Origin of the sequence: Gottfriedia acidiceleris (assembly GCF_002128425.1) — a bacterium.
Lineage (GTDB): Bacteria > Bacillota > Bacilli > Bacillales > Bacillaceae_G > Gottfriedia > Gottfriedia acidiceleris.
Map to the genome: position 1 here is coordinate 321,273 of NZ_NESS01000004.1, position 21,740 is coordinate 343,012.

Genomic DNA, 21,740 nt, shown 5'->3' on the forward strand with positions numbered 1-21,740 from the left:
TCTTTTTTTTGCAGAAAATTGACGTTTTATTTTATGAATAAAACAAAGGAATTTACTCTCTATATGGCAAATTTAGTAATTAATTCCATATATAAGGAGAGAGACCATGATTAATAAGATTGTATCTGTACTTTTAGGGGTATTTTTATTCCTATTACCCACAGCCAACGCGACTTCTTTTTCACAAAGTTTTAGTGATGATGAGTTATCAAATTATATAGATAATCTAAATTTAAACACTACTGAAGCCACTTTTGGACAATCTATTGAAATTGGATTAACAACTAAAAAACATTTCGACAATGTAGTTCTTACGTTTAAAAACGGGACTAATTTGACGGATGTTTTACTAAAAAATTCATCGTCATCAGATCTTTACTATTCTGGAAAAATAGGGGTTACAGCTTCCTTTACAAAAGGTACTTATCAACTAAGTTCAATCACGTTAGGTGATCAAACTCTAACTGTTTCAGACCAAAATATTAAATTTATGATTAAAGATTTACCAACTCCGAAAATCAATCCAATGACTAATAAATCTACTTCCGTGACAGGAATATTTTTAGAAAAAAGTAGCGTCCAAATTCAGATTAATAATAAATTAGTAAGCACTGTACAAACGGATGCAAAAGGCAATTTTCAATACAATACTAAACCTCTAAAGGAATTTACTAAAATAAATGCAGTTGGTGTTTCAATTGGATTAAAAAGTAAGACTACTACATCATATGTTTCTGATGTAATCGCACCTTCTATCACTTCTATACCTTCAATCTCAGATCAATCTCAAAGTATATCAGGTAAATCGGAGCCGAATGCTGATGTTCTCATTTACTTTAACAAGAAAGTATTAGCAAAAGGTAAAGTTAACACAGCAGGAAAGTTTACGATAAAAATGGTGAAGCAAAAGGCAAATACAGTTCTTCAAGTTGTTGCAGTTGATAAGAGTAAAAATCAAAGTAAACCTGTTACAATTCGTGTGTTAGATCGTACTGCACCTTCAGCACCTACCATCCAAACAGTTAAGGAAAACGCTACTGTCATTAGTGGAAAAACAGAACCAAATGCTTCCGTTAAACTATATCTAAACGGTAAATATACGGCTAAAACGTCTGCGTTAAAGAATGGTAGTTATACTTTTAAGGTCAGTAAATTAAAAGTATTTACTCCTATAAAAGTACAATCAATTGACGCAGCTGGAAATCAAAGTAAGCCTTCATCTACCGAGGCAAAGAGCTCCAAACCACTTTCGAATGGGCAGTTAATTATTGTTAATACAAAAACAAATAAACTTTCTTATTACAATAAAGGAAAACTAGTAAAAACATTTAGTGTTGCAACAGGAAAAGCTTCTACACCTACACCTACTGGTAAGTTTAAAATCTTAAATAAGATTAAAAATAGACCTTGGTATAAGGGAAATATTCCCGGCGGCGCACCAAATAATCCTCTTGGTAAACGATGGATGGGCTTAAGCATGGGTAGCTCTCCTGGAAGCTCATACGGGATACATGGAAACGCTAATGAAAGTTCAATCGGAAAATCAGTTAGTTCAGGTTGTATCCGAATGCATAACAGTGAAATTCAATGGTTATTCGATCAATTAAATGTTGGAACGACAGTTATTATTGCAAAATCTTCTAATACAAATGGGCAAATTGCTCACTCATATGGTATTTCCATCGTATAAAAGCAAACCAATTATGGTTTGCTTTTTTTATAGTTTAATAGACTGCTATCTTTATTTCTCATAGCATTCTTTTCATTTTTCACTGATAATATTTAGTAAAAAGGAAATAGTTAGAAAGGGGTAATTTTATTTTGAAGAGGTATCTACCTATATTTATTTTGTTTTTTAGTATTCTCTATATCTTTTTTATTCCTTCAGAGCCAGTAAGCATAAAAATACTAGTTAAGTTAATCCCAATGTTGTTGATTATTAGTTATGCCTTTTCACAAACTCCTTATCAATCAACTAAATATCGCACGCTAATACTTATAGGTCTTATTTTTTGTATGGTTGGTGACGGTACATTAATATGGTTTGTAATCGGTTTAAGTGCATTTCTAATTGGGCATTTGTTTTACTCTGCCGGTTTTATATCTGGATGGAAATTTTCAATTTATCGCGTACTAGCGATCATTCCAATTGCAATTTATGCGTTTTTTCTATGCTCTAATTTAGTAAACTCTTTAAACGAAAGTGGAAAAGATAACTTAGTTATTCCGGTAATTGCATATTCAGTTGCAATTTCAATGATGGTATTTACAGCGGTAATGACTGGAAATAAATGGGCCATTTTAGGGAGTCTATTATTCATCATTTCAGATTCTATATTATCGTGGGACCTGTTTGTAGAAAGCATTAAATATGGTCATGAATTGATTATGATTACCTATTACTCAGCACAGTTTTTAATTGCTAAAAGCATTTTAAATTTAAAGAGAACTGCGTAATATTTTACTTTCAATCAACGAAAGAACTACAATATAGGTGTAGCTTCTTTTCACTAAAAATAAAAAATGAAAGCGCATTATCTACGGATTATGAAATGTAAAAAAGGAGATTTTCATATGAAAAATGAGTTAATTAATCGTTTAATTAGTTATGCAAAAGTTGATACACAATCAAATGCAAGTAGTGAAACATGCCCTTCTACACCTGGCCAATTAACTTTGGGCCGCATGTTAGTTAGTGAGTTAAATAAAATTGGATTAGTTGACGTAACAATGGATGACAACGGTTATGTAATGGCTACGCTTCCAGCAAATTCCGACAAAGATATTCCGACAATTGGATTTTTAGCACATTTAGACACAGCGACAGACTTTACTGGAAAAAATGTTAATCCTAGGTTAGTTGAAAATTACGACGGAAATGACATCGTTTTAAATGAAAGTTTAAACGTTGTATTATCTCCAAGTCATTCACCGGAGCTTAGTAAATATATAGGTCACACATTAATGACAACTGATGGGACGACATTACTTGGTGCAGATAATAAGGCTGGAATCGCCGAAATTATGACTGCGATGGAGTATTTAGTTCAACATCCAGAAATCAAACACGGCAAAATCAGAGTCGCTTTCACACCGGATGAAGAGATCGGTAGAGGTCCACATAAATTTGATGTAAAGGCATTCGATGCTAAATATGCTTACACAATGGACGGCGGTCCACTTGGAGAGCTTCAATATGAGAGCTTTAATGCTGCAGGTGCACAGATTACAGTAAAAGGTAAAAATGTACACCCAGGTACTGCTAAAGGTAAAATGATAAATTCTATGAAAATTGCCATGGAAATAAATAATTTATTACCTGTTGAAGAAGCGCCAGAATCAACTGAAGGTTACGAAGGCTTTTATCATCTAGTATCAATTGAAGGTGATGTAGAGTTAACAAAAATGCACTACATTATTAGAGATCATGATAAAACGAAATTTGCTAATCGAAAAGAGACATTAACGAATATTGTAAATCGTTTAAAAGAAACACATGGTGAAAACAGCATAATTTTAGAGTTAAAAGACCAGTACTATAACATGGGTGAGAAAATCTTACCTGTTAAAGAAGTTGTTGATATTGCTCACGAAGCAATGACGAACCTTGAAATTACACCAATTGTCGAACCAATTCGTGGTGGTACAGATGGTTCACAGCTTTCTTATATGGGACTACCTACTCCAAATATTTTTACAGGTGGAGAAAACTACCACGGTAAATTTGAATACATCTCAATCGACAATATGATGAAAGCAACAAATGTTATGATTGAAGTTATCAAATTATATGAACAAAAAGCTTCTAAGTAAATAACGAAAGGACTGACCCAAAAAGTTGTTGAAAAATGACTTTTTGGGTCAGTTTTTGATTTTTATTAAAGTTTTTGGAAATGCATTCGATTATTTGTCAAAAATACCAGTTCCACGTCGGTTTTTATTTTTCGATATTTTCATGAATCCAAAAGAACGAATTTCTTATTTTTATGCTAAAAAAGGGGTGCCCCACTTTTTGGACACCCTTTTTCCTTATTTAATCTTACGAATAAATACAACCTTTAAATAGTTACCTTCTTTAAACTGTTTAATTGTTTTAAAATCATTAGGAAGACTGAATTCTTCCATTAATTTATATTGCCCGCCTAATTCTTTAAACGCTGTATCAATAAACCCTTTAAATTTATTCATTCCAAAAGTACTACAATTCGTCGATGCAACAATTACACCATCATTTTCTGTAATCGTAATTGCTTCTTTCAACAGGTTTTTATAGTCCTTTTCGGCACTAAATGTATGTTTTTTAGATCTTGCAAAGCTTGGTGGATCTAATATAACCATATCAAATGATAGGTTCTTTTTAACTGCATATTTAAAATAATGAAAAACATCCTCAACAATAATGCTTTGAGTAGCAGGATCGATTCCATTAATTTTAAATTGTTCTTTTGTTTTATCTAAGCTTCGATTTGCTAAGTCAACACTTGTTGTCTTACTTGCCCCTCCGACTGCTGCAAAGACAGAGAATGCGCCTGTATAAGAGAAAGTATTTAAAACTGTTTTCTGGTAAGCATATTTATCTCGAATTAGTTTTCTAACTTCACGTTGATCTAAGAAGACACCTACCATTGCTCCATCATTTAAATATATAGCAAAATTAACGCCGTTTTCCTTTACGATAATAGGAAATTGACCTCTTTCCCCCATCACATAGTCATCTTCCTCAATATACTGACCTTTTGTATCAAAACGCTTTTTCTGATAAATCCCTTTGAATTCGACAATATTTTTTAATGATTGAATAACCCAATCTTTGAATTGGTAAATCCCTTCGCTATACCAACTAATCAAATAAAATCCTTCAAAAAAATCAATCGTTAACCCGCCAATACCATCGCCCTCTCCATTAAATACTCTAAACGCTGTCGTATCAGAGCTATTATAAAGCTGTTGGCGGTTTTCGATTGCTTGTTTAATTTTATCTTCAAAGAACCCAGCGTCAATATTTTCATGTTCCTTTAAGCTAAGGATCCAACCTAAGCCCTTATTTTGCTTTCCATAGTAACCCTTTCCAATAAAACCATTACGTTCATCCACTAGTTTAATGGGTGTACCCTCAATTTTTAAATCCTTACTATTCAATATCGAATCTTTTGAAATTAATGGATACCCGTTTTTATAATCTCTTACAAATTTTTGTTTAATTTTAAGATTCATTTCTTTATCCATAAGCCCATCCATTCACTTTCTTTTTACTCATTATTTCCACATTTTTTATATTGTGACCCTTTTAGATAAAATTGTTAATTTGAGTAATATTCTTTATTTTTCTTAGAAACACTACAAAACCGTAGAGTTTTAATATCCAGATAAGTATTGCAAATTTTATCTAAAAAACATAAGTGTAGATTTAGTCTACTCGTTTTCTTATTTTAATAATGAGTTATATTTATTTTCTTTATAAGCTTGATTAAGCATAGTATACACTTGAATGAATAGCAATTTTAAGCTAAGAAAAAATAAAAAAACCTTATCCAATTGAATAAGGTTCTTTATATCATTCGTTAACCTGTTGAATTCTTCTAGCAAAATCGACAAATTTGAACTTATCAGGGCGATGTCTAGACTGACCGTATTGTAATAGAGAACCATCGTCTAAGTATACGAAAGTATTTACAACTACTACCATATCATAGCCATCTAAATCTAAATATTTTTGGTCATCTTCAGTACTAGCTTGTACAACAATTTCTTTTTTTGCAAAGCCAATATTTAAGTGTAGTGTATTTTCTATATAGTCAAAAATTGACCCTTCGCAGATCGACCTTGAAAGCTTTTCGACATATGCACTATTGTAGTACTCTTTGTCTAAAATAATTTTTTTCCCATCGATTTTTCTAGCTCTAACTACTTTCCAAATCGCCGTTTGGTCATCTATTTCTAATTGTTCGCTTATAAATTTACTAGGTCTCTTCTTTTCAAGAATTTCTACAATCGTTTCTGCTTCTCTACCGATTTGATTTGATAATTCTTTAAAACTAATTAAACCTGTTACCGGGAAATTTAATTTAGCAGTGTCTAAAATAAAGGAACCTTTACCTTTGACTTTATTAATATAACCGTTTTGCTCAAGCATTTGTAATGATTTTCTAATTGTATCTCTAGAAACACCGAATTGCTCCATTAATGACTTTTCAGAAGGGATTTTACTACCAACAGTAAAAGCCCCTTTTTCAATCTGTTCAATTAACTTATGATAGATTGAAATATACTTTGCGTTCATTTTCATCACCTAAAAAAATTTTATTATATTCTCCCATTTTTCTCAAGAAGGTAACAAATAGACTCATATGGACGCAACGTAAATTCGGTTATATCCTGACTAGAATCACTATAATTCGAAATTAAGATCTGCTTGTTATACTCACCAATAACAAGTTCTTCTGGTAGTTTAAATAGTGTATCCTCGCCATAAAAATTATTAACTACTAACAACATTTGATTACCCAGCTTACGAGTGTATGCAAAGATTTGTTCATGATTCATTAATATAGAATCATACGTACCTGTCGAAATAATGTCGAATTCTTTTCTTAAATTAATTAGTTTTTTATAATGATGGAACACTGAATCTCCATCAGCAAGAGACCTTTCGACATTTATTTGTTCGTAGTCCTTTCCAGTTGAAATCCATGGTGTTCCAGTTGTGAATCCTGCATGTTTTGAATCATCCCATTGCATAGGCGTACGAGAATTATCTCTTGATTTGCTCTGTAAAATGGCTAATATTTCGCTTTCTGGAACCCCATTTTCTTTTAATATTTTATAATAATTTAAGCTTTCCACATCTCGATAGTCTTCAATTGCATCAAATTTAGGATTAGGCATTCCTATTTCTTCACCTTGGTAAATATATGGAGTTCCCCTTAATAAATGCATTGAAGTAGCAAGCATTTTGGCAGATTCTTTATGATATTTCTGGTCATTTCCAATTCGTGAAACAATGCGCGGCTGGTCATGGTTACACCAAAATAAGGCATTCCAGCCATTTCCTGATTGCATACCTTTTTGCCATTGATCCAAAATTGACTTAAGCGACATAAAATCAAAATCCATTAATGACCATTTTTGTCCATCTTTATAGTCAATTTTTAAATGATGGAAGCTAAAAACCATTGATAACTCATTCTCAGATGGATTTGAGTATCGAATACAATGATCAATTGAAGTTGAAGACATCTCACCAACAGTAATGATTTCCTCACTCTTACCAAATGTCTCCTTATTTAACTTCTTTAAATACTCATGAATACGAGGTCCGTCTGTATAATATTTTCTGCCATCACCTGTTTCATCATCAACCATAACTTCTGGCTTAGAAATAAGATTAATGACATCCAAACGAAATCCTTTTACTCCTTTATTAATCCAGAAATTTACGATATCAAATATTTCGTTTTGTACCTCAGAATTTTCCCAGTTTAAATCTGGTTGAGTTTTATCGAATAGATGTAGGTAATACTCATTCGAGTTCTCAATTTTTTCCCAAGTTGAACCACCAAATTTTGAGATCCAATTCGTTGGCTTTTTCCCGTCTTTGTCTTCTCTAAAAATATAGTAATTTTTATATTTTTCATCTCCATCAAGAGCTTTCTTAAACCATTCATGTTCTGATGAAGTATGGTTAAAAACCATATCTAGCATTATTTCTATATCAAAGCGTTTTGCAACCTTTACTAATTCATCGAAATCTTCCATTGTTCCGTATGCTGGATCAATCTTTCGATAATCTGCGACATCATAACCATTATCATTTTGAGGAGATACATAAAATGGAGTAAGCCAAATGTAGTCAATACCTAATTCTTTTAAATAATCAAGCTTGTTTGTAACTCCTCTTAGGTCTCCAAAACCGTCTCCATTTGAATCATAAAAAGACTTAGGATAAATTTGGTATACGACACTGTTCTTAAAATCCTTCATTTGATAATCTCCTTGATCTATAAATAATAAAGAACGAAAGGAAGGAAAAATTACTTTCCTTCCTCTTAAATAATTATGAGTTTTTCACTAGCAGTTTTTTCTTGTTAAAGATAATTGTTAGTACGAATGGGACTACGACGGCAACTAGCATAGCAATCGAAAACATTCCAATATGTTTAGGCTGGATAGATAAAATCGCTGGAAGACCTCCAACCCCAATTGAATTAGCCATTACACCTGTACCAACAGAAACAATTGCAGCTATACCAGAACCGATCATAGCAGCTAGGAATGGATAAGCATACTTTAAGTTAATACCAAACATAGCTGGCTCTGTTACCCCTAAGAAACAAGAGATAGCAGCAGGAATTGATACTTGCTTTTCTTCTTCATTCTTTCTATTCAAATAAATGATTGCTAAAACAGCTGAACCTTGAGCTATGTTTGATAAAGCGATCATCGGCCACAGATTTGTACCATGGAGCTGACTCATTAGTTGTAAGTCGATTGCGTTAGTCATATGATGCAATCCAGTAATAACTAATGGCGCATAAAAGAATCCAAATACTAATGCAAATAGCCATCCAAATGAAGATGTTAATCCTGAATAAACTAAATGTGAGATAACTGAACCGATTTTCCAACCGATTGGACCTAATACTACATGTGCAATTAAAACGGTTGGTACTAGTGCAAAGAACGGTACCACGATCATTGAAATTGCACTTGGAACGATTTTTCGAATATTTGTCTCTAAAATGGCTAAAGTGAAACCTGCTAAAATAGCTGGAATAACTTGCGCTTGGTAACCAATCATATCAATTTTAGCAAAACCAAAATCCCAAACTGGCGGTACAGCCCCACCTGCTACTGCGTATGCATTTAGTAACTGTGGTGAAACAAGTGTAATACCTAAAACAATCCCTAGAATTTGAGTCGTACCCATTTTCTTTGTAATTGACCATGTAATACCAACTGGTAGGAAATGAAAAATGGCTTCGCCAATTAACCATAAAAATGAATGTGTACCTGCCCAAAATTGAGAGGTTTCGACAAGCGTTTTTGTACCGTGATCTAGAAGTTTGATATCTCCAATTACATTACGGAAACCTAAAATCAGACCCCCTACAACGATGGCTGGAATTAATGGTGAAAAGATTTCCGCTAGGTGAGCAAGTAGCCTTTGAATCCATGTCATATTTTGCCTTGCAGCTACTTTAGCTTCTTCTTTTGATGTTTCTTCTACCCCAGCTAATTTCACAAAATCATTATAAAAAATAGAAACTTCATTACCGATAATTACTTGAAACTGCCCAGCTTGCGTAAAAGTACCTTTAACTATTTTGATTTCTTGAATCTTTTTTTCATCAGCTTTTTTAACATCTTTCAGCACAAAACGCATACGTGTTGCACAATGAGATACAGTAGCAATATTTTCTTTACCACCAATAAATTGAAGTAATTGTTTTGCTTCATCACCAAATCGGCTCATGATATCCCCTCCTCGAGCAATCTATTATATATTTATAATTTTTCAAAACAATCCTGTACGTACAAGATAAGTATATTCTTGTACGTACAGGATTGCAAGCGTTTTTTGTAAACGTTATCACTTCTTAGTAATTTCCATGGAAATTGCTACTATTAACCACTAATAATTTTGATAGTCTAATACCAAGAATTTTTATTTCCTAGTGCACAGGGGAAATTAACAGCTTGGCCCCAATTTAAAACACCGGTCCTTTAACTAGGTGAAAATTACGATAACCAAGTACTAGCAGACTATATTTTATTTGATATTTAAGACATAAAAAGCACAAAAAAACCGTTAACTTCTATCTGTTCTCAGTTAGAGCATTAACGGTTTTAGCTTTTATTATATAGTTTCTTCTGTAAAGTAATCCAAAACAATACAGCCCGCTCCTTGTGCAACAATATTATAAGCTGTTGAAGATTTAATAATTTGAACAGAGCTGCTTGGATATTTTTTCATTCTTCCTTGTGCTATTTCGCATGCTACGTCAAAGAATAATGGCTTTGGAACTAATGTGCCTCCACAAATTACAATATCTGGACGCACGATATAAATAAGATTAGTAAGTCCAATTCCAAAGTAATTTGCTGCCTTTTTTATTACTTCCAAACAAAGTGGATCTTCCTTCTCTAAAGCTTCAAGAATTTGATGATAGCTTATATTTTCGGCATCGTTTAGTTCGCCCTTCAGAGAAGTGATCTCTCCCCGCTTAACACGTTTGATAACCTCTTCCCGAATCGCGGGTAAACTACTGTACGCTTGTAGACAACCATAAGTACCACACGAACAAAGTTTACCATGAATATCTACGATCATATGTCCAAAGGCATCGTCCATTTCGTTTTTATTACTTATTAGTTTGCCTTGCTGAATAATGCCACATCGAATTCCCATATCACTCGAGACAAAAACAATATTTTCATTTTCTTTACTATAATTTAGTCGGTACTCTGCTAAGGCAGCTAAATTTGTACCGTTATTAAGTAATACGAGGCACTGATTAGCTTCTTCTAAGTACTTAACAATATTTAAATCGTCCCACCCATCAGCTAAAAATGATTCCGATTTTATTATTACTCCCTTTTCATGATCAATTGGGTCCAAAACTCCAATACCAATACCTAATAATTTTTCTCTATTAATCTTATTTTGATCTAATAATTCACTTACACTTTTCGTTACAAAATTTAATGTATATTCTCCAGTATTCTCATTGTTCATTTTTAATTTTTTTGATTCGACAATTGTTAAATTTAGGTCAAGCAGTAGTACCGTTGTAAATAAATTCGTAATTTCGACACCAATTAAGTAGAATGCAGTTGGGTTAATCACAAACATTGCTGGTCTCCTTCCACCGCTAGAAACCCCTAAACCACTGTCGTATATAAGTCCATCCTGCGTTAACTCGTCTAATAACCGGACACAAGTAGTATGCTTATATCCTGTCATTTCAGTTAATGAACTAACTTTAATTGGTCCTAATTTTCGTATTAAGCTATATAAAAGCTTTAAACTTTTGGTTTTAGGCGACTGATAGCCTATAAATTGCCTGATCATTAGCTCCTCCTAAACTCTAATCTGATTTTCCTACCCACACATCGATTAACTTTTTATATTTTATGAATTAAGTATAGCTATTTATACGATGTAATTACAGTATTTTTATAAAAAAAGAATAAACTTTTTACCAAAATGAATTTTAGTTTATTTACAAGTAAGGAATTATCCATTAGACTTATGGTGAAAGCATTATTATTTTATAGATTTCTTATTAACATCCTTATAGCTCATTTCAGGAGGAAAAATAAATGCATAAAACTGAACATATTTTAGAAACAAGAGATTTTATTTTAAGTAAAACTAGCTACCGTCCAACGGTTGGATTAATATTAGGCTCTGGCTTAGGAACTCTTGCAGATGAAATCGAAAACTCTGTTGTAATCCCTTACAGTGAAATACCTCACTTTGCAAAGTCTGAGGCAGTTGGACATGCAAATGAATTAGTAATCGGTGAATTAAAGGGACAAGCTGTAGTAGCAATGAAAGGCCGTTTCCATTATTACGAAGGCTTTACTTTAGATGAAGTAACGTTCCCTGTGCGTGTAATGAAAGCACTTGGAGTAGAAAAGTTAATCGTAACAAATGCTTGTGGCGCTGTTAATACGAGCTTTAATCCAGGCGACTTAATGTTAATTACTGACCATATTAATTTAGTAGGAACAAATCCTTTAATCGGACCAAATAACCCAGAACTAGGAACTCGCTTCCCTGATGTTTCTGAAGTATATAACAAAGAATTACGCAACCTTGCATTAAATGTAGCAACAAAACAAGATATTAAATTACAACAAGGTGTCTATGCTTGGTGGAGTGGCCCTTCATACGAAACACCTGCTGAAATCCGAATGATCCGTACACTTGGTGCTGATTCAGTAGGAATGTCAACAGTTCCTGAAGCAATCGTTGCTGTTCACGGAAGTATGAAAGTTTTAGGTATCTCTTGCCTAACAAACATGGCTTGTGGCATCCTAGACCAACCATTAAACCACGAAGAAGTAATTGAAGTAGCAAGCATGGTTAGAACTAAATTCGTTAACTTAGTTAAAGGCATATTAGAAGAAATGTAATACGAAATGCGGAAGGCGTTTGATCAGCCCCGACAAGCATAAGACGAAGAACGATAAAGGTGGTCTTTAACCTTTATTGGGCTTTGGCTTATGACCTCGAGGGGCTAACGTCTGGAGCTAGACAATACGAAATGCGGAAGGCGTTTGATCAGCCCTATAAGGGAAATATTCCCGGAGAAATTAATTGCCTGATTAGTCCGTAATTAAATATGAAATTAGATATATGTAAAAAGGTTTTTCCTCTTTACTTCGGTGTGTGGACAAAGTACTAAAAACTTGATTTTCAGACTGATTGCAAGCGCTTGTCTTTCGAGGCGCGAAACCTGGTGAGGAGCGGAGTTACCTTAGACGGTAATGAGCACCGCGACAGGCGAAGCAACGAAGAAAGCGAGCGTTTGTCAACAGTCTGAAGTAAAGAGGTTTTTCCTCTTTACTTCTTTTTATTAGAACGGGGTGTTATCTTGAAAGGTATACTATATATCATTATAGGTTCTATTTGTTATGGCGTTTTGTCTACCTTTGTAAAATTGGCTTATGGTGATGGTTTTATTGTAAATGATGTAGTCGGTATGCAAATGTTTGTTGGGGCTATATTATTATGGTCCATCGTACTTTTTAATAAAAGTAGATCCGCTAATTCAAATAACGAACAATATATAAAGCCTACAAAGAAGGATATTTTATTACTTGTTGTATTAGGGTCTACCACTGGCTTAACAGGGATGTTTTATTATTTGGCTTTACAATATATTACCGCATCATTAGCCATTGTGCTGTTGTTCCAGTTCACATGGATTGGTGTTTTATTAGAATCAGTCGTCAATCGAAAACTTCCAGAAAAAAGTAAATTACTCTCATTGATTCCACTCGTAGTCGGCACGATTTTTGCGACAAATGTTTTAACCGATGGACTTGGTTCATTGAATTGGTTAGGAGTTTTATTTGGGGCGTTGTCCGCACTTTCATATAGTACTTTTGTGTTACTTAGCGGTAGAGTTGCTTTAAAGGCCAACCCGATTACAAAAACAGCATTAATGATAACAGGTGGTTTTATAATTTGTGCAATCTTCCTCCCACCTACATTTTTCACAAATTGGCACTTATTTGTAGAACTTTCAATAAAGTATGGCTTGATTCTTGGCTTTCTAGGTCCGTTTTTCTCTACTTTAATGTTTTCAAAGGGTGTTCCTTTAACAGGTTCTGGTCTTGCCTCTATTTTAGGAGCGGCAGAGTTACCGACGGCTACATTAATGTCAGCGATTGTGTTAAAGGAAGCAATTGGATCATCACAATATTTTGGTATTATTTTAATTTTAATCGGTATCATTTTACCTGAATTCCTTAAAAGAAAATCACTTCAATTCGCAAAATAATGTCCAATGCAATGAATAATTTAATTGATATTCCAAATAATATCTTTGTTATATTATGGAGGTGTTATTATGAGAGTAAAAGACGTCATGTCTAGTAATGTTGAATGTTGTTCAAATCAGGATTCTTTACAATCTGTGGCAAGTAAAATGGAATCGTTAAATGTTGGTGCAATTCCAGTTGTTGAAAACGGACAAGTAGTTGGGATGATTACAGATCGAGATTTAGCTTTACGTGGTATTGGTCAAAGTGGAAACTCAAATGCTTCTCAAGTTATGTCCAATAATATTGTGACAATTGATTGTGATGCTAGTCTTCAAGAAGCGTCAAATTTAATGGCTCAGCATCAGATAAGAAGACTACCGGTCGTTGAGAATGGTAATCTTGTAGGAATGCTTTCACTGGGTGATTTAGCTGTACAAGAGCAGTCGGACGAAAGTGCTGGCGAAGCGTTGTCACAAATCTCAGAGAATGATATTCAATAATTTTAAAATGAACAAAGGGACCGTAGTTTCACTCGGTCCCTTTTATGATTCCTTATTTATTCATTTGTGCAAGAAAATCTCCAAGGAGACTATCCATATCTTCCTCTTCAATTTCTTCCTCAGCTGCTGAAATTTCATTTTTGCTTGCAACTTCCCAATTAAAGTTATCTAAATCATCATCACGATCGCTTTTGCTTCCAATGTTATCTAGATTTATTACTTTCCGTTCGTTTGTAAGAATATTGGTCTGAACGGGTTCCAATTCTGGCTCTAACTCATTCATTTCTTCTTGAAGATATAGAGCTTCTTCAATCGCTAAACTATTACTATTTAGCGATGTAATAAGAGATGCCGTACGAATTGGGTTGGATAATAGTTGATACACTATACTACCTAATAATGCCTCAGAATGTTCATGTTTTAACCAATCTCTTTGAGCTTTATCTAAGCTTTTCGGAAGTGGAATCGTTATTGTTTGCCTTTGCTTGGATAATGAGTCATTAATTCCGCTTATTACGTACTCAGCAATCTTACTTGAAAAGTTTCGCCTTTCGCTTTGCTTAAGCTGTTGCAAATGTTTTATGATTTGTTCAGGCGTATCGGAAGGGATACGAAATGTAATAGGTTGTCCCCTCGTCAATTCTTTTTCCTTCATGGAATCACCTTATTTTGCTTTAGACATTTTTTGTTCTTCTCTTTGAGTTTGTTGAGTTTCTCTTCTGGATTCTCTTACTCTTTTTATTTCAAAATCAGCGATTAGCTTATAATAAGCATTCGCCATCATCCAGATACTTTCCTTCTCATCCTCAAAGAAATCAATATTATATCCATCTAGATTATTATTAAGTGTCTTAAGATATTCTTTTAAGATTAGCGATCCTCCACCAATGAAATAGCATATTTCAGTTTGAGAGTTTTTCTGCCAAATATTTCGTAAATGGCGATACTGTTTTTTTGCTAATTCTAACAGAATTCGGTCTACAATATCATGTACGCTTGTCCGACTACCTTTAACCATTATATGATTTCGGTCACTTTTCTTAGTAATGATCTCTACAACGTCTCTTCGGCTATCAAGTTCAACTCCATGTCTAGAACGAATCTCTTCACGAATTGCTTCTAACGACTCTGCAACGCCGAGATTAAAGCCTTGAGCTTTATCGTCATCTACCTTTCGATTCCTAATGACTGCAATATCAGTTGATAATCCTCCGATGTCTTGAATAAGGATTTTTTTATCTATAAGGTCTTTATTAATTATGTTTAAATGATTGTCCATAACTAAGTTAATAAAAGCAGCAAATCCTTCAGGATAAACTTTAACTTCTTCAAATTTAATATTAACTTTTAATCCTTGATGTCTTGGTGTTACTAAAAACTCTACTTGGTGAACTGAGCCTAGTAATCGTGATCGATAACCAACGTCCTTTCCTTCCTTAACTTCTCTAAGCGGAAGACCAGTTCCTAATACGTAAGTTGCTTCGATTACATTATTAGAGTTCTTTACAATCTGTTTGTTTTCTTCTCTAGCTGCATCTAACGCTAATGCTGCAAATAACATGATAAGTGTTTGATCCTCTTCAGACTTATTACTCCCAGGATCTAGTTCTGTTGCATTACCACTTTTAGTTGCTAAGTTTCCTACACGATAAACAGTGTTATTCTCTTTCAAAGTAGGGGAGTGAACGCGAATATGTATTCCATCAACTGGATCTTGGTTGTCTAATTCTTCTATCCCAATGATTGGACGATCTTCTGTATCCCTTGCAATAATATTAGGAATATTTATCTCAGATTCCATCTTCCCAAAAATTCCTTTGAGTGAATCGTTTCCTACATCAATAGCAGCTATACGAGCATTTACCACCTAAATCATCCCTTTCGTTAATAGGTTTACATATTAATAGATAATTCTGATATTAGATTATCTAAATTTAGCCATCCGGTCAATGTCCCATACTGAACTATTATAAAAATGTAACTGAATTGACATCTTGTATACAAAAATGTAAACACATAAACTTGTATACATTTTCGTATACATGTGTACAAAAATGTATACAATTGTTTACAAAAACGTGTACTTGTACACATAAGTGTATACTTATCCTTTTTATTCTAAAATTTTTTTCAGAATCGTTGTTTCCTACCTGTTAATAAAATGTGTACAATTCGTGTACAAGTATACTTTATCGTATACAATTGTTTACAAAATGTATTCTTGTTTACAAACATGTGTACAATTCTCTTTAAATCGATTTTCCTCTAAAAATTAAAAAACAGGCAGATGGCTTCTACCTGTCAGCATGTGGATAAATCCTTTTATTAATAGTATCCACATGTGGATTACTTTTTTTATAATGATTAACTAGCCTTTGAATAGGATTTTCTTCAAAGAAAAACCACAAAAGACTCCAAATAAAATAAAAAAACGTATGTCATGATTCATCATTTTGAAATAGAACTTTACTATTTTTATAGATCGATTATTGTAATTTATTAGCGAACTATTGAAAAAAGCTATTTCAATTATGTAATAGATCCAAACTACTATGCTTGTAATAGTACTAATCACTTCACTTAGCCAATTTTTCTTTGGCGATTACTCCAGCTTCCCCTTCCCCCTGTCTAGACTCGTTCATGTTGAATAACCACCTTTTATTCTTGATTTAATTGCTTTAGGTTATGTAAACATCACAATTATTGCATTTAAAACCCAATATATCTCCTATCTCAACAGTCTAATAATAGTAGCCAATATCGCATAATTATTTCTTGTCCACTTTGCGCCTAACGAATTCATTGATTCCAAATTCCTTTTAATGTTTCAGGGACTAACATCCGGCACAGTGTACGTAATTCATAGCGAATACCCCAAAACCAGAACCTTTCTTGAAGCTTCCAACATACTGCTATATCCTCTTTAATCATGTCACTTTCCCATATCCTATATCGACAAGTACTTTTTTCCGAAATGCAACAACTTGCCAAATAAAGTCATCATTTTACCTAACGTTCTTTGTGAACTTTTTATAACTCCAATAATAGAAGCATATTCTACTATTTGTAATCTACTCCGAAGCGCATCGCGATGTCGAATTCTTGGATTTAACGTTCCAACACCTTATCTTCCCCCGCTAGGTGGAAAATGTGTTTTTTTAACCTTCTATTTGTAATTTTTTACTTTCTTACAAAAGTTTTTGTTCTTTTAACATGAAACGATTATAATGGGAATTATGATTGTACTTTTCTAGTACAATTTAATAGATAGAAAATTAAATAAAAAAATCCATAAGTTATATTACTTATGGTAGAGGTCGCAAACTCCCCTCTACAAAAAAATAAGGCGAAAAACAATATTTGTCGTATTGTTTTTATTTTTGTTATTCGGGATGCCCTCTTCTTTTTAATCATGTAAAGGAGAGAAGAAATATGAAAAATGAAAAAGCAATCGTTGTATTTAGCGGTGGCCAAGACAGTACTACTTGTTTATTCTGGGCTATGCAACAATTTGGTGAGGTTGAAGCTGTTACGTTTAATTACAATCAACGCCATAAACTAGAATTAGATGTAGCTGCAGATATTTGCAAGGAATTAAATATTCCCCACCATATCCTTGATATGTCCTTGTTAAATCAGCTTGCACCAAATGCTTTAACAAGATCAGATATTGATATAACTCACGAAGAAGGTGAACTACCTTCTACATTCGTCGATGGACGTAACTTATTATTCCTATCTTTTGCAGCAGTACTTGCTAAACAAAAAGGAGCAAAGCACATTATTACTGGTGTTTGTGAGACTGACTTTAGCGGATACCCTGACTGCCGAGATATCTTTGTTAAATCATTAAATGTAACTCTTAATCTATCAATGGATTATCCATTCGTTATCCATACTCCACTTATGTGGATTGATAAAGCTGACACATGGAAATTAGCTGATGATTTAGGCGCATTTGAATACGTTAAAAATAAAACATTAACTTGCTATAATGGCATTATTTCTGATGGTTGTGGAGAATGTCCGGCATGTGAGCTTCGTCAGGCTGGTTTAGATCGTTACCTACAATCGAAGGGAGCCACAAAGCATGTTTGATTTTCGCATCGTAGAAAGACTTCATAAAATTGATGAACATATCAAAAAAGAAGACTTAAAATATCACCATAAACGCGTTCTTGTTAATAAAGAATTTACCTTTGATGCTGCACATCACTTACACTGCTATGAAGGTAAATGCAAGAACCTACATGGCCACACATATAAAGTTATTTTTGGAATTAGTGGTTTTGTTGACGAGATCGGTTTAGTAATCGACTTCGGTGATATTAAACAAATTTGGAAAGAAAAAATTGAAATTTATTTAGATCACCGTTATTTAAATGAGATGCTACCTCTGATGAATACAACAGCAGAGAATATGGTTGTTTGGATTTTTGAGCAAATGGAAAATGCGCTTAAAGATGAAACAAATCCTGCACAAGATATTAGAGTTGAGTTTGTTCGTTTATTTGAAACGCCTACAAGCTATGCAGAAGCTCGTAGGGAGTGGATGATCAATGAGTAAAATTCCAGTACTTGAAATATTCGGACCTACTGTACAAGGTGAAGGAATGGCAATCGGTCAAAAAACAATGTTTATTCGTACTGCTGGTTGTGATTATTCTTGTAGTTGGTGCGATTCTTCTTTCACATGGGATGGTAGTGAAAAAGAGAATATAAAATGGATGACTGCAGAAGAAGTTTGGGAGAATTTAGTGAATTTAGGTAGCGATACATTCTCTCATATAACGATTTCTGGTGGAAACCCCGCGCTTCTTCCTTCATTAGGCCCTGTAGTTGAGTTTTTAAAAGAAAAGAATATGACTTTGGCTCTTGAAACTCAAGGTAGTAAGTGGCAAACTTGGTTACCTTCTATTGATGAAGTAACTTTATCACCTAAACCGCCTAGCAGCGGCATGAATACTGATTTTGATATGCTCGGAAATATCATTCAAAATTTAGAAAACCATCCTAAATTTTGCTTAAAGGTTGTTATTTTTGATGAAAAAGATTTAGCTTATGCTGAAACTGTTCATCAAAAGTTTCCACACGTTCCGTTCTTCTTACAAGTCGGTAATAGTTGGCTAAATGCAGATGATGGCACTTTATTGCAATACATGCTAAATCGTTATGAATGGCTTATAGATGAAGCAATGAAATCAAAAGTCTTTAAAAATGTAAAAGTTTTACCTCAATTACATGCATTTGTTTGGGGAAATAAGAGAGGAGTTTAACCAAAATGGTAGGAAGATCAAAAGGATCACTTGAAGATGTATCATTACTTGGCAGCAACAACACAAAATATTTATTTGAATATGATCCAGGAATATTAGAAACATTTGATAATACTCACCCTGATCGTGATTATTTCGTAAAATTTAATTTCCCTGAATTTACTTCACTTTGTCCAAAAACTGGTCAACCAGACTTTGCAACAATTTATATCAGCTATATTCCTGAGAAAAAAATGGTTGAAAGTAAATCATTAAAACTATACTTCTTTAGCTTCCGTAATCATGGTGACTTCCATGAAGATTGTATGAATATCATTATGGATGATCTAATCAAATTAATGGATCCTCGTTATATTGAGGTTTGGGGAAAATTCACTCCACGTGGCGGAATTTCAATTGACCCATATTGCAACTATGGTCGCCCAGGTACAAAATACGAAAAAATGGCTGAACATCGTATGATGAACCATGATTTATATCCTGAAAAGATTGATAATCGATAAGAAATAACTTTCAGACTATTGATAAACGCTTGCAATCAGTCTGAATAAAAAATGTGCACTGTATAAAATACAGTGTACTTTTTTTATTCAAGTAAATACTATATTCGTTTATGGCACTTAATTTGTTTTTATTTTACAATTAATGGAAAGTAAATAAAAAGTGTGGTGAAACCATTTGTTTAAACTATTACTCATTGAAGATGATTCTTCTCTTTTCACTGAAATTAAAGATCGCTTATCAGGATGGTCCTACGAGGTATATGGGATAACAGATTTTAGTAAGGTAATTCAAGAATTTACAGAGATAAAACCAGATTTAGTCATCATTGATATACAACTCCCAAAATATGATGGTTTCCATTGGTGTCGTATGATCCGCTCCCATTCAAACGTACCAATTATCTTTCTATCTTCAAGAGATCACCCCTCAGATATGGTCATGTCGATGCAGCTTGGAGCAGATGATTTTATACAAAAGCCATTCCATTTTGATGTACTAATTGCAAAAATACAGGCTACCCTCAGACGTGTCTATAATTACAATACTGAAAAAATTGCTCTTAAAACTTGGTGTGGTGCAACCGTCGACTATGAAAAAAATACTGTTTCAAATGAAAATGGAGCAATTGAACTTACAAAGAATGAGGTCTATATTTTAAAACTGCTAATTGAACAAAAAAATAAAATCGTAAGTCGTGAGGATTTAATTAATGCCCTTTGGGACGATAAACGATTTATTAGTGATAACACTTTAACAGTAAACGTAAATCGATTGCGTAAAAAACTAGATGAAATAGGATTAGGACAATTTATTGAAACAAAGGTTGGACAAGGCTATATTGCTTTAGAAGAGGTCATCTAATGATTAAAAAATTTCTAATTGAGCGATTTAGTTGGATTCTTTTTTTTCTACTTACACAGGTCCTTGTTGTATTTGTTTCATTTATTGATTCGTCAATACCTTTAAAATCACTACTTTATATTGTCTTCTTATCCCTAATATTGTTTATCATTTTTTTATTTATTCGATATCCTAACGAAACAAAATTTTATACGAGTCTTGTCGAACGTGAAGACAACCTTGACTTGACAGGGATTGAAGATTCAAATAGTCCATTTGAAGAAATTGTTGAAAACAGTTTAACGAACCAAACAAGCCTATTAAAAAAAATAGCCATTCAGAATCAAACTTATTTAGAGCAAGAAAAAGACGAGCTCCTATCGTGGATTCATGAAGTAAAAACGCCTTTAACAGCAATGCATTTAATGATTGATCGTATGAAGGATGAAAAGTTGAAATCAAATTTGACCTATGAATGGTTACGTATCCACTTATTACTAGATCAGCAGCTTCACCAAAAAAGAATACCTTTTATTGAAAATGATCTTTATATAGAAAAAATTCAGCTTGAAGATGTCATTTATCCTGAGATTAAAACTTTGCAATCATGGTGCATACATAAAGGTTTAGGATTTGATATTGAATTAGATGAGCTAGAAGTATTCAGTGATGCTAAATGGCTTTCGTATATAATACGACAACTATTAACAAACGCAGTGAAATATAGTACATCTTCAGACATTCGGATTATAAGTAAGCAAAAAAATGAGCAAGTAATTCTTGAAATTGAAGACTTTGGTCGTGGCATTCATTCAAAAGATTTGCCGCGAATATTCGAAAAAGGATTTACTTCTACGATTCAGCATCAAGACAATGCTTCAACAGGGATGGGTTTATATTTAGCAAAGAAGGCTGCACAGTCCCTTCATATAACTATCCAAGTAAAATCAGAGTTGGATAAAGGTTCAATTTTCACGCTAACCTTCCCTAAACGAAATGAATTTGTAAAAATAACAAGCATGTGACAAAATTGTCACATGCTTTTGTTTATTGTTCGGTTAATCAAAGGAAACGGTCTTTGTAACCATTTATACTAAATTTATCGAATGAAAATAAAGGAGTG

At 33.4% G+C, this 21,740-nt stretch carries 19 protein-coding genes; 12 read left to right on the forward strand and 7 right to left on the reverse strand.

From position 1 onward, the window contains the following. The first annotated feature begins 106 nt into the window (after positions 1-106). The 3 genes from B6K90_RS24435 to pepT all read left to right on the forward strand — a co-directional run bounded on the left by B6K90_RS24435 (position 107) and on the right by pepT (position 3,813). The gene (locus tag B6K90_RS24435; RefSeq protein ID WP_167555338.1) at positions 107-1,690 is read left to right on the forward strand and encodes a L,D-transpeptidase; all 1,584 of its coding nucleotides are present in this window, start codon (positions 107-109) and stop codon (positions 1,688-1,690) included. A 131-nt stretch (positions 1,691-1,821) separates the two neighbouring features. Further along, positions 1,822-2,457: a lysoplasmalogenase gene (locus B6K90_RS10105; protein ID WP_088012599.1), complete on the forward strand. Its 636-nt coding sequence runs from the start codon at positions 1,822-1,824 to the stop codon at positions 2,455-2,457. Positions 2,458-2,574: 117 nt separating this feature from the next. After that, positions 2,575-3,813: a peptidase T gene (pepT, locus tag B6K90_RS10110; RefSeq protein WP_088012600.1), complete on the forward strand. Its 1,239-nt coding sequence runs from the start codon at positions 2,575-2,577 to the stop codon at positions 3,811-3,813. A gap of 216 nt (positions 3,814-4,029) precedes the next feature. Here pepT and B6K90_RS10115 read toward each other — a convergent pair whose 3' ends face one another. The 5 genes from B6K90_RS10115 to B6K90_RS10135 form a co-directional block, all read right to left on the reverse strand. Continuing rightward, on the reverse strand, positions 4,030-5,226 hold the full coding sequence (locus B6K90_RS10115; protein WP_088012601.1) for a class I SAM-dependent rRNA methyltransferase: 1,197 nt from the start codon (positions 5,224-5,226) through the stop codon (positions 4,030-4,032). A gap of 328 nt (positions 5,227-5,554) precedes the next feature. Beyond that, positions 5,555-6,286, reverse strand: a complete 732-nt coding sequence (gene treR / locus B6K90_RS10120; protein ID WP_212667529.1) for a trehalose operon repressor — start codon at positions 6,284-6,286, stop codon at positions 5,555-5,557. 17 nt (positions 6,287-6,303) lie between these two features. Continuing rightward, entirely contained in the window at positions 6,304-7,980 is a 1,677-nt protein-coding gene (gene treC / locus B6K90_RS10125) for an alpha,alpha-phosphotrehalase (RefSeq protein ID WP_088012603.1), read from the reverse strand. Positions 7,981-8,053: 73 nt separating this feature from the next. Beyond that, complete coding sequence (gene treP / locus B6K90_RS10130; protein ID WP_088012604.1) at positions 8,054-9,472, reverse strand: PTS system trehalose-specific EIIBC component; 1,419 nt, start codon at positions 9,470-9,472, stop codon at positions 8,054-8,056. A 384-nt stretch (positions 9,473-9,856) separates the two neighbouring features. After that, on the reverse strand, positions 9,857-11,071 hold the full coding sequence (locus B6K90_RS10135) for an ROK family protein (protein WP_088012605.1): 1,215 nt from the start codon (positions 11,069-11,071) through the stop codon (positions 9,857-9,859). A 251-nt stretch (positions 11,072-11,322) separates the two neighbouring features. On the opposite strand from B6K90_RS10135, the gene B6K90_RS10140 reads away from it, so the two are divergent. From B6K90_RS10140 to B6K90_RS10150, 3 genes are all read left to right on the forward strand, one after another. Continuing rightward, on the forward strand, positions 11,323-12,141 hold the full coding sequence (locus tag B6K90_RS10140; protein WP_088012606.1) for a purine-nucleoside phosphorylase: 819 nt from the start codon (positions 11,323-11,325) through the stop codon (positions 12,139-12,141). 461 nt (positions 12,142-12,602) lie between these two features. Beyond that, a complete protein-coding gene (locus tag B6K90_RS10145; protein ID WP_088012607.1) occupies positions 12,603-13,514 on the forward strand; it encodes an EamA family transporter in 912 nt (303 codons plus the stop codon). A gap of 66 nt (positions 13,515-13,580) precedes the next feature. Further along, entirely contained in the window at positions 13,581-13,997 is a 417-nt protein-coding gene (locus tag B6K90_RS10150; RefSeq protein ID WP_088012704.1) for a CBS domain-containing protein, read from the forward strand. Between the two features lie 52 nt (positions 13,998-14,049). Here the strand turns inward: B6K90_RS10150 and B6K90_RS10155 are convergent, their stop codons facing one another. Beyond that, complete coding sequence (locus B6K90_RS10155; protein ID WP_088012608.1) at positions 14,050-14,652, reverse strand: hypothetical protein; 603 nt, start codon at positions 14,650-14,652, stop codon at positions 14,050-14,052. Positions 14,653-14,661: 9 nt separating this feature from the next. Beyond that, positions 14,662-15,864 carry a ParM/StbA family protein gene (locus B6K90_RS10160; protein WP_088012609.1) on the reverse strand — a complete coding sequence of 401 codons (1,203 nt, stop codon included), beginning with the start codon at positions 15,862-15,864 and terminating at the stop codon, positions 14,662-14,664. A 1,565-nt stretch (positions 15,865-17,429) separates the two neighbouring features. Between B6K90_RS10160 and queC the strand changes: the two genes are divergently transcribed. From queC to B6K90_RS10190, 6 genes are all read left to right on the forward strand, one after another. Next, entirely contained in the window at positions 17,430-18,095 is a 666-nt protein-coding gene (gene queC / locus B6K90_RS10165) for a 7-cyano-7-deazaguanine synthase QueC (protein ID WP_088012610.1), read from the forward strand. After that, a complete protein-coding gene (gene queD, locus B6K90_RS10170) occupies positions 18,088-18,564 on the forward strand; it encodes a 6-carboxytetrahydropterin synthase QueD (protein ID WP_056469092.1) in 477 nt (158 codons plus the stop codon). Before queC ends, queD begins: the two co-directional genes overlap by 8 nt. Further along, complete coding sequence (queE, locus tag B6K90_RS10175; protein WP_088012611.1) at positions 18,557-19,273, forward strand: 7-carboxy-7-deazaguanine synthase QueE; 717 nt, start codon at positions 18,557-18,559, stop codon at positions 19,271-19,273. Before queD ends, queE begins: the two co-directional genes overlap by 8 nt. Before the next feature lie 5 nt (positions 19,274-19,278). Next, positions 19,279-19,776: a preQ(1) synthase gene (queF, locus tag B6K90_RS10180; protein ID WP_088012612.1), complete on the forward strand. Its 498-nt coding sequence runs from the start codon at positions 19,279-19,281 to the stop codon at positions 19,774-19,776. A gap of 175 nt (positions 19,777-19,951) precedes the next feature. Then, a complete protein-coding gene (locus tag B6K90_RS10185; protein WP_088012613.1) occupies positions 19,952-20,638 on the forward strand; it encodes a response regulator transcription factor in 687 nt (228 codons plus the stop codon). Beyond that, positions 20,638-21,642, forward strand: a complete 1,005-nt coding sequence (locus tag B6K90_RS10190; protein ID WP_088012614.1) for a sensor histidine kinase — start codon at positions 20,638-20,640, stop codon at positions 21,640-21,642. Before B6K90_RS10185 ends, B6K90_RS10190 begins: the two co-directional genes overlap by 1 nt. Positions 21,643-21,740 lie beyond the last annotated feature (98 nt).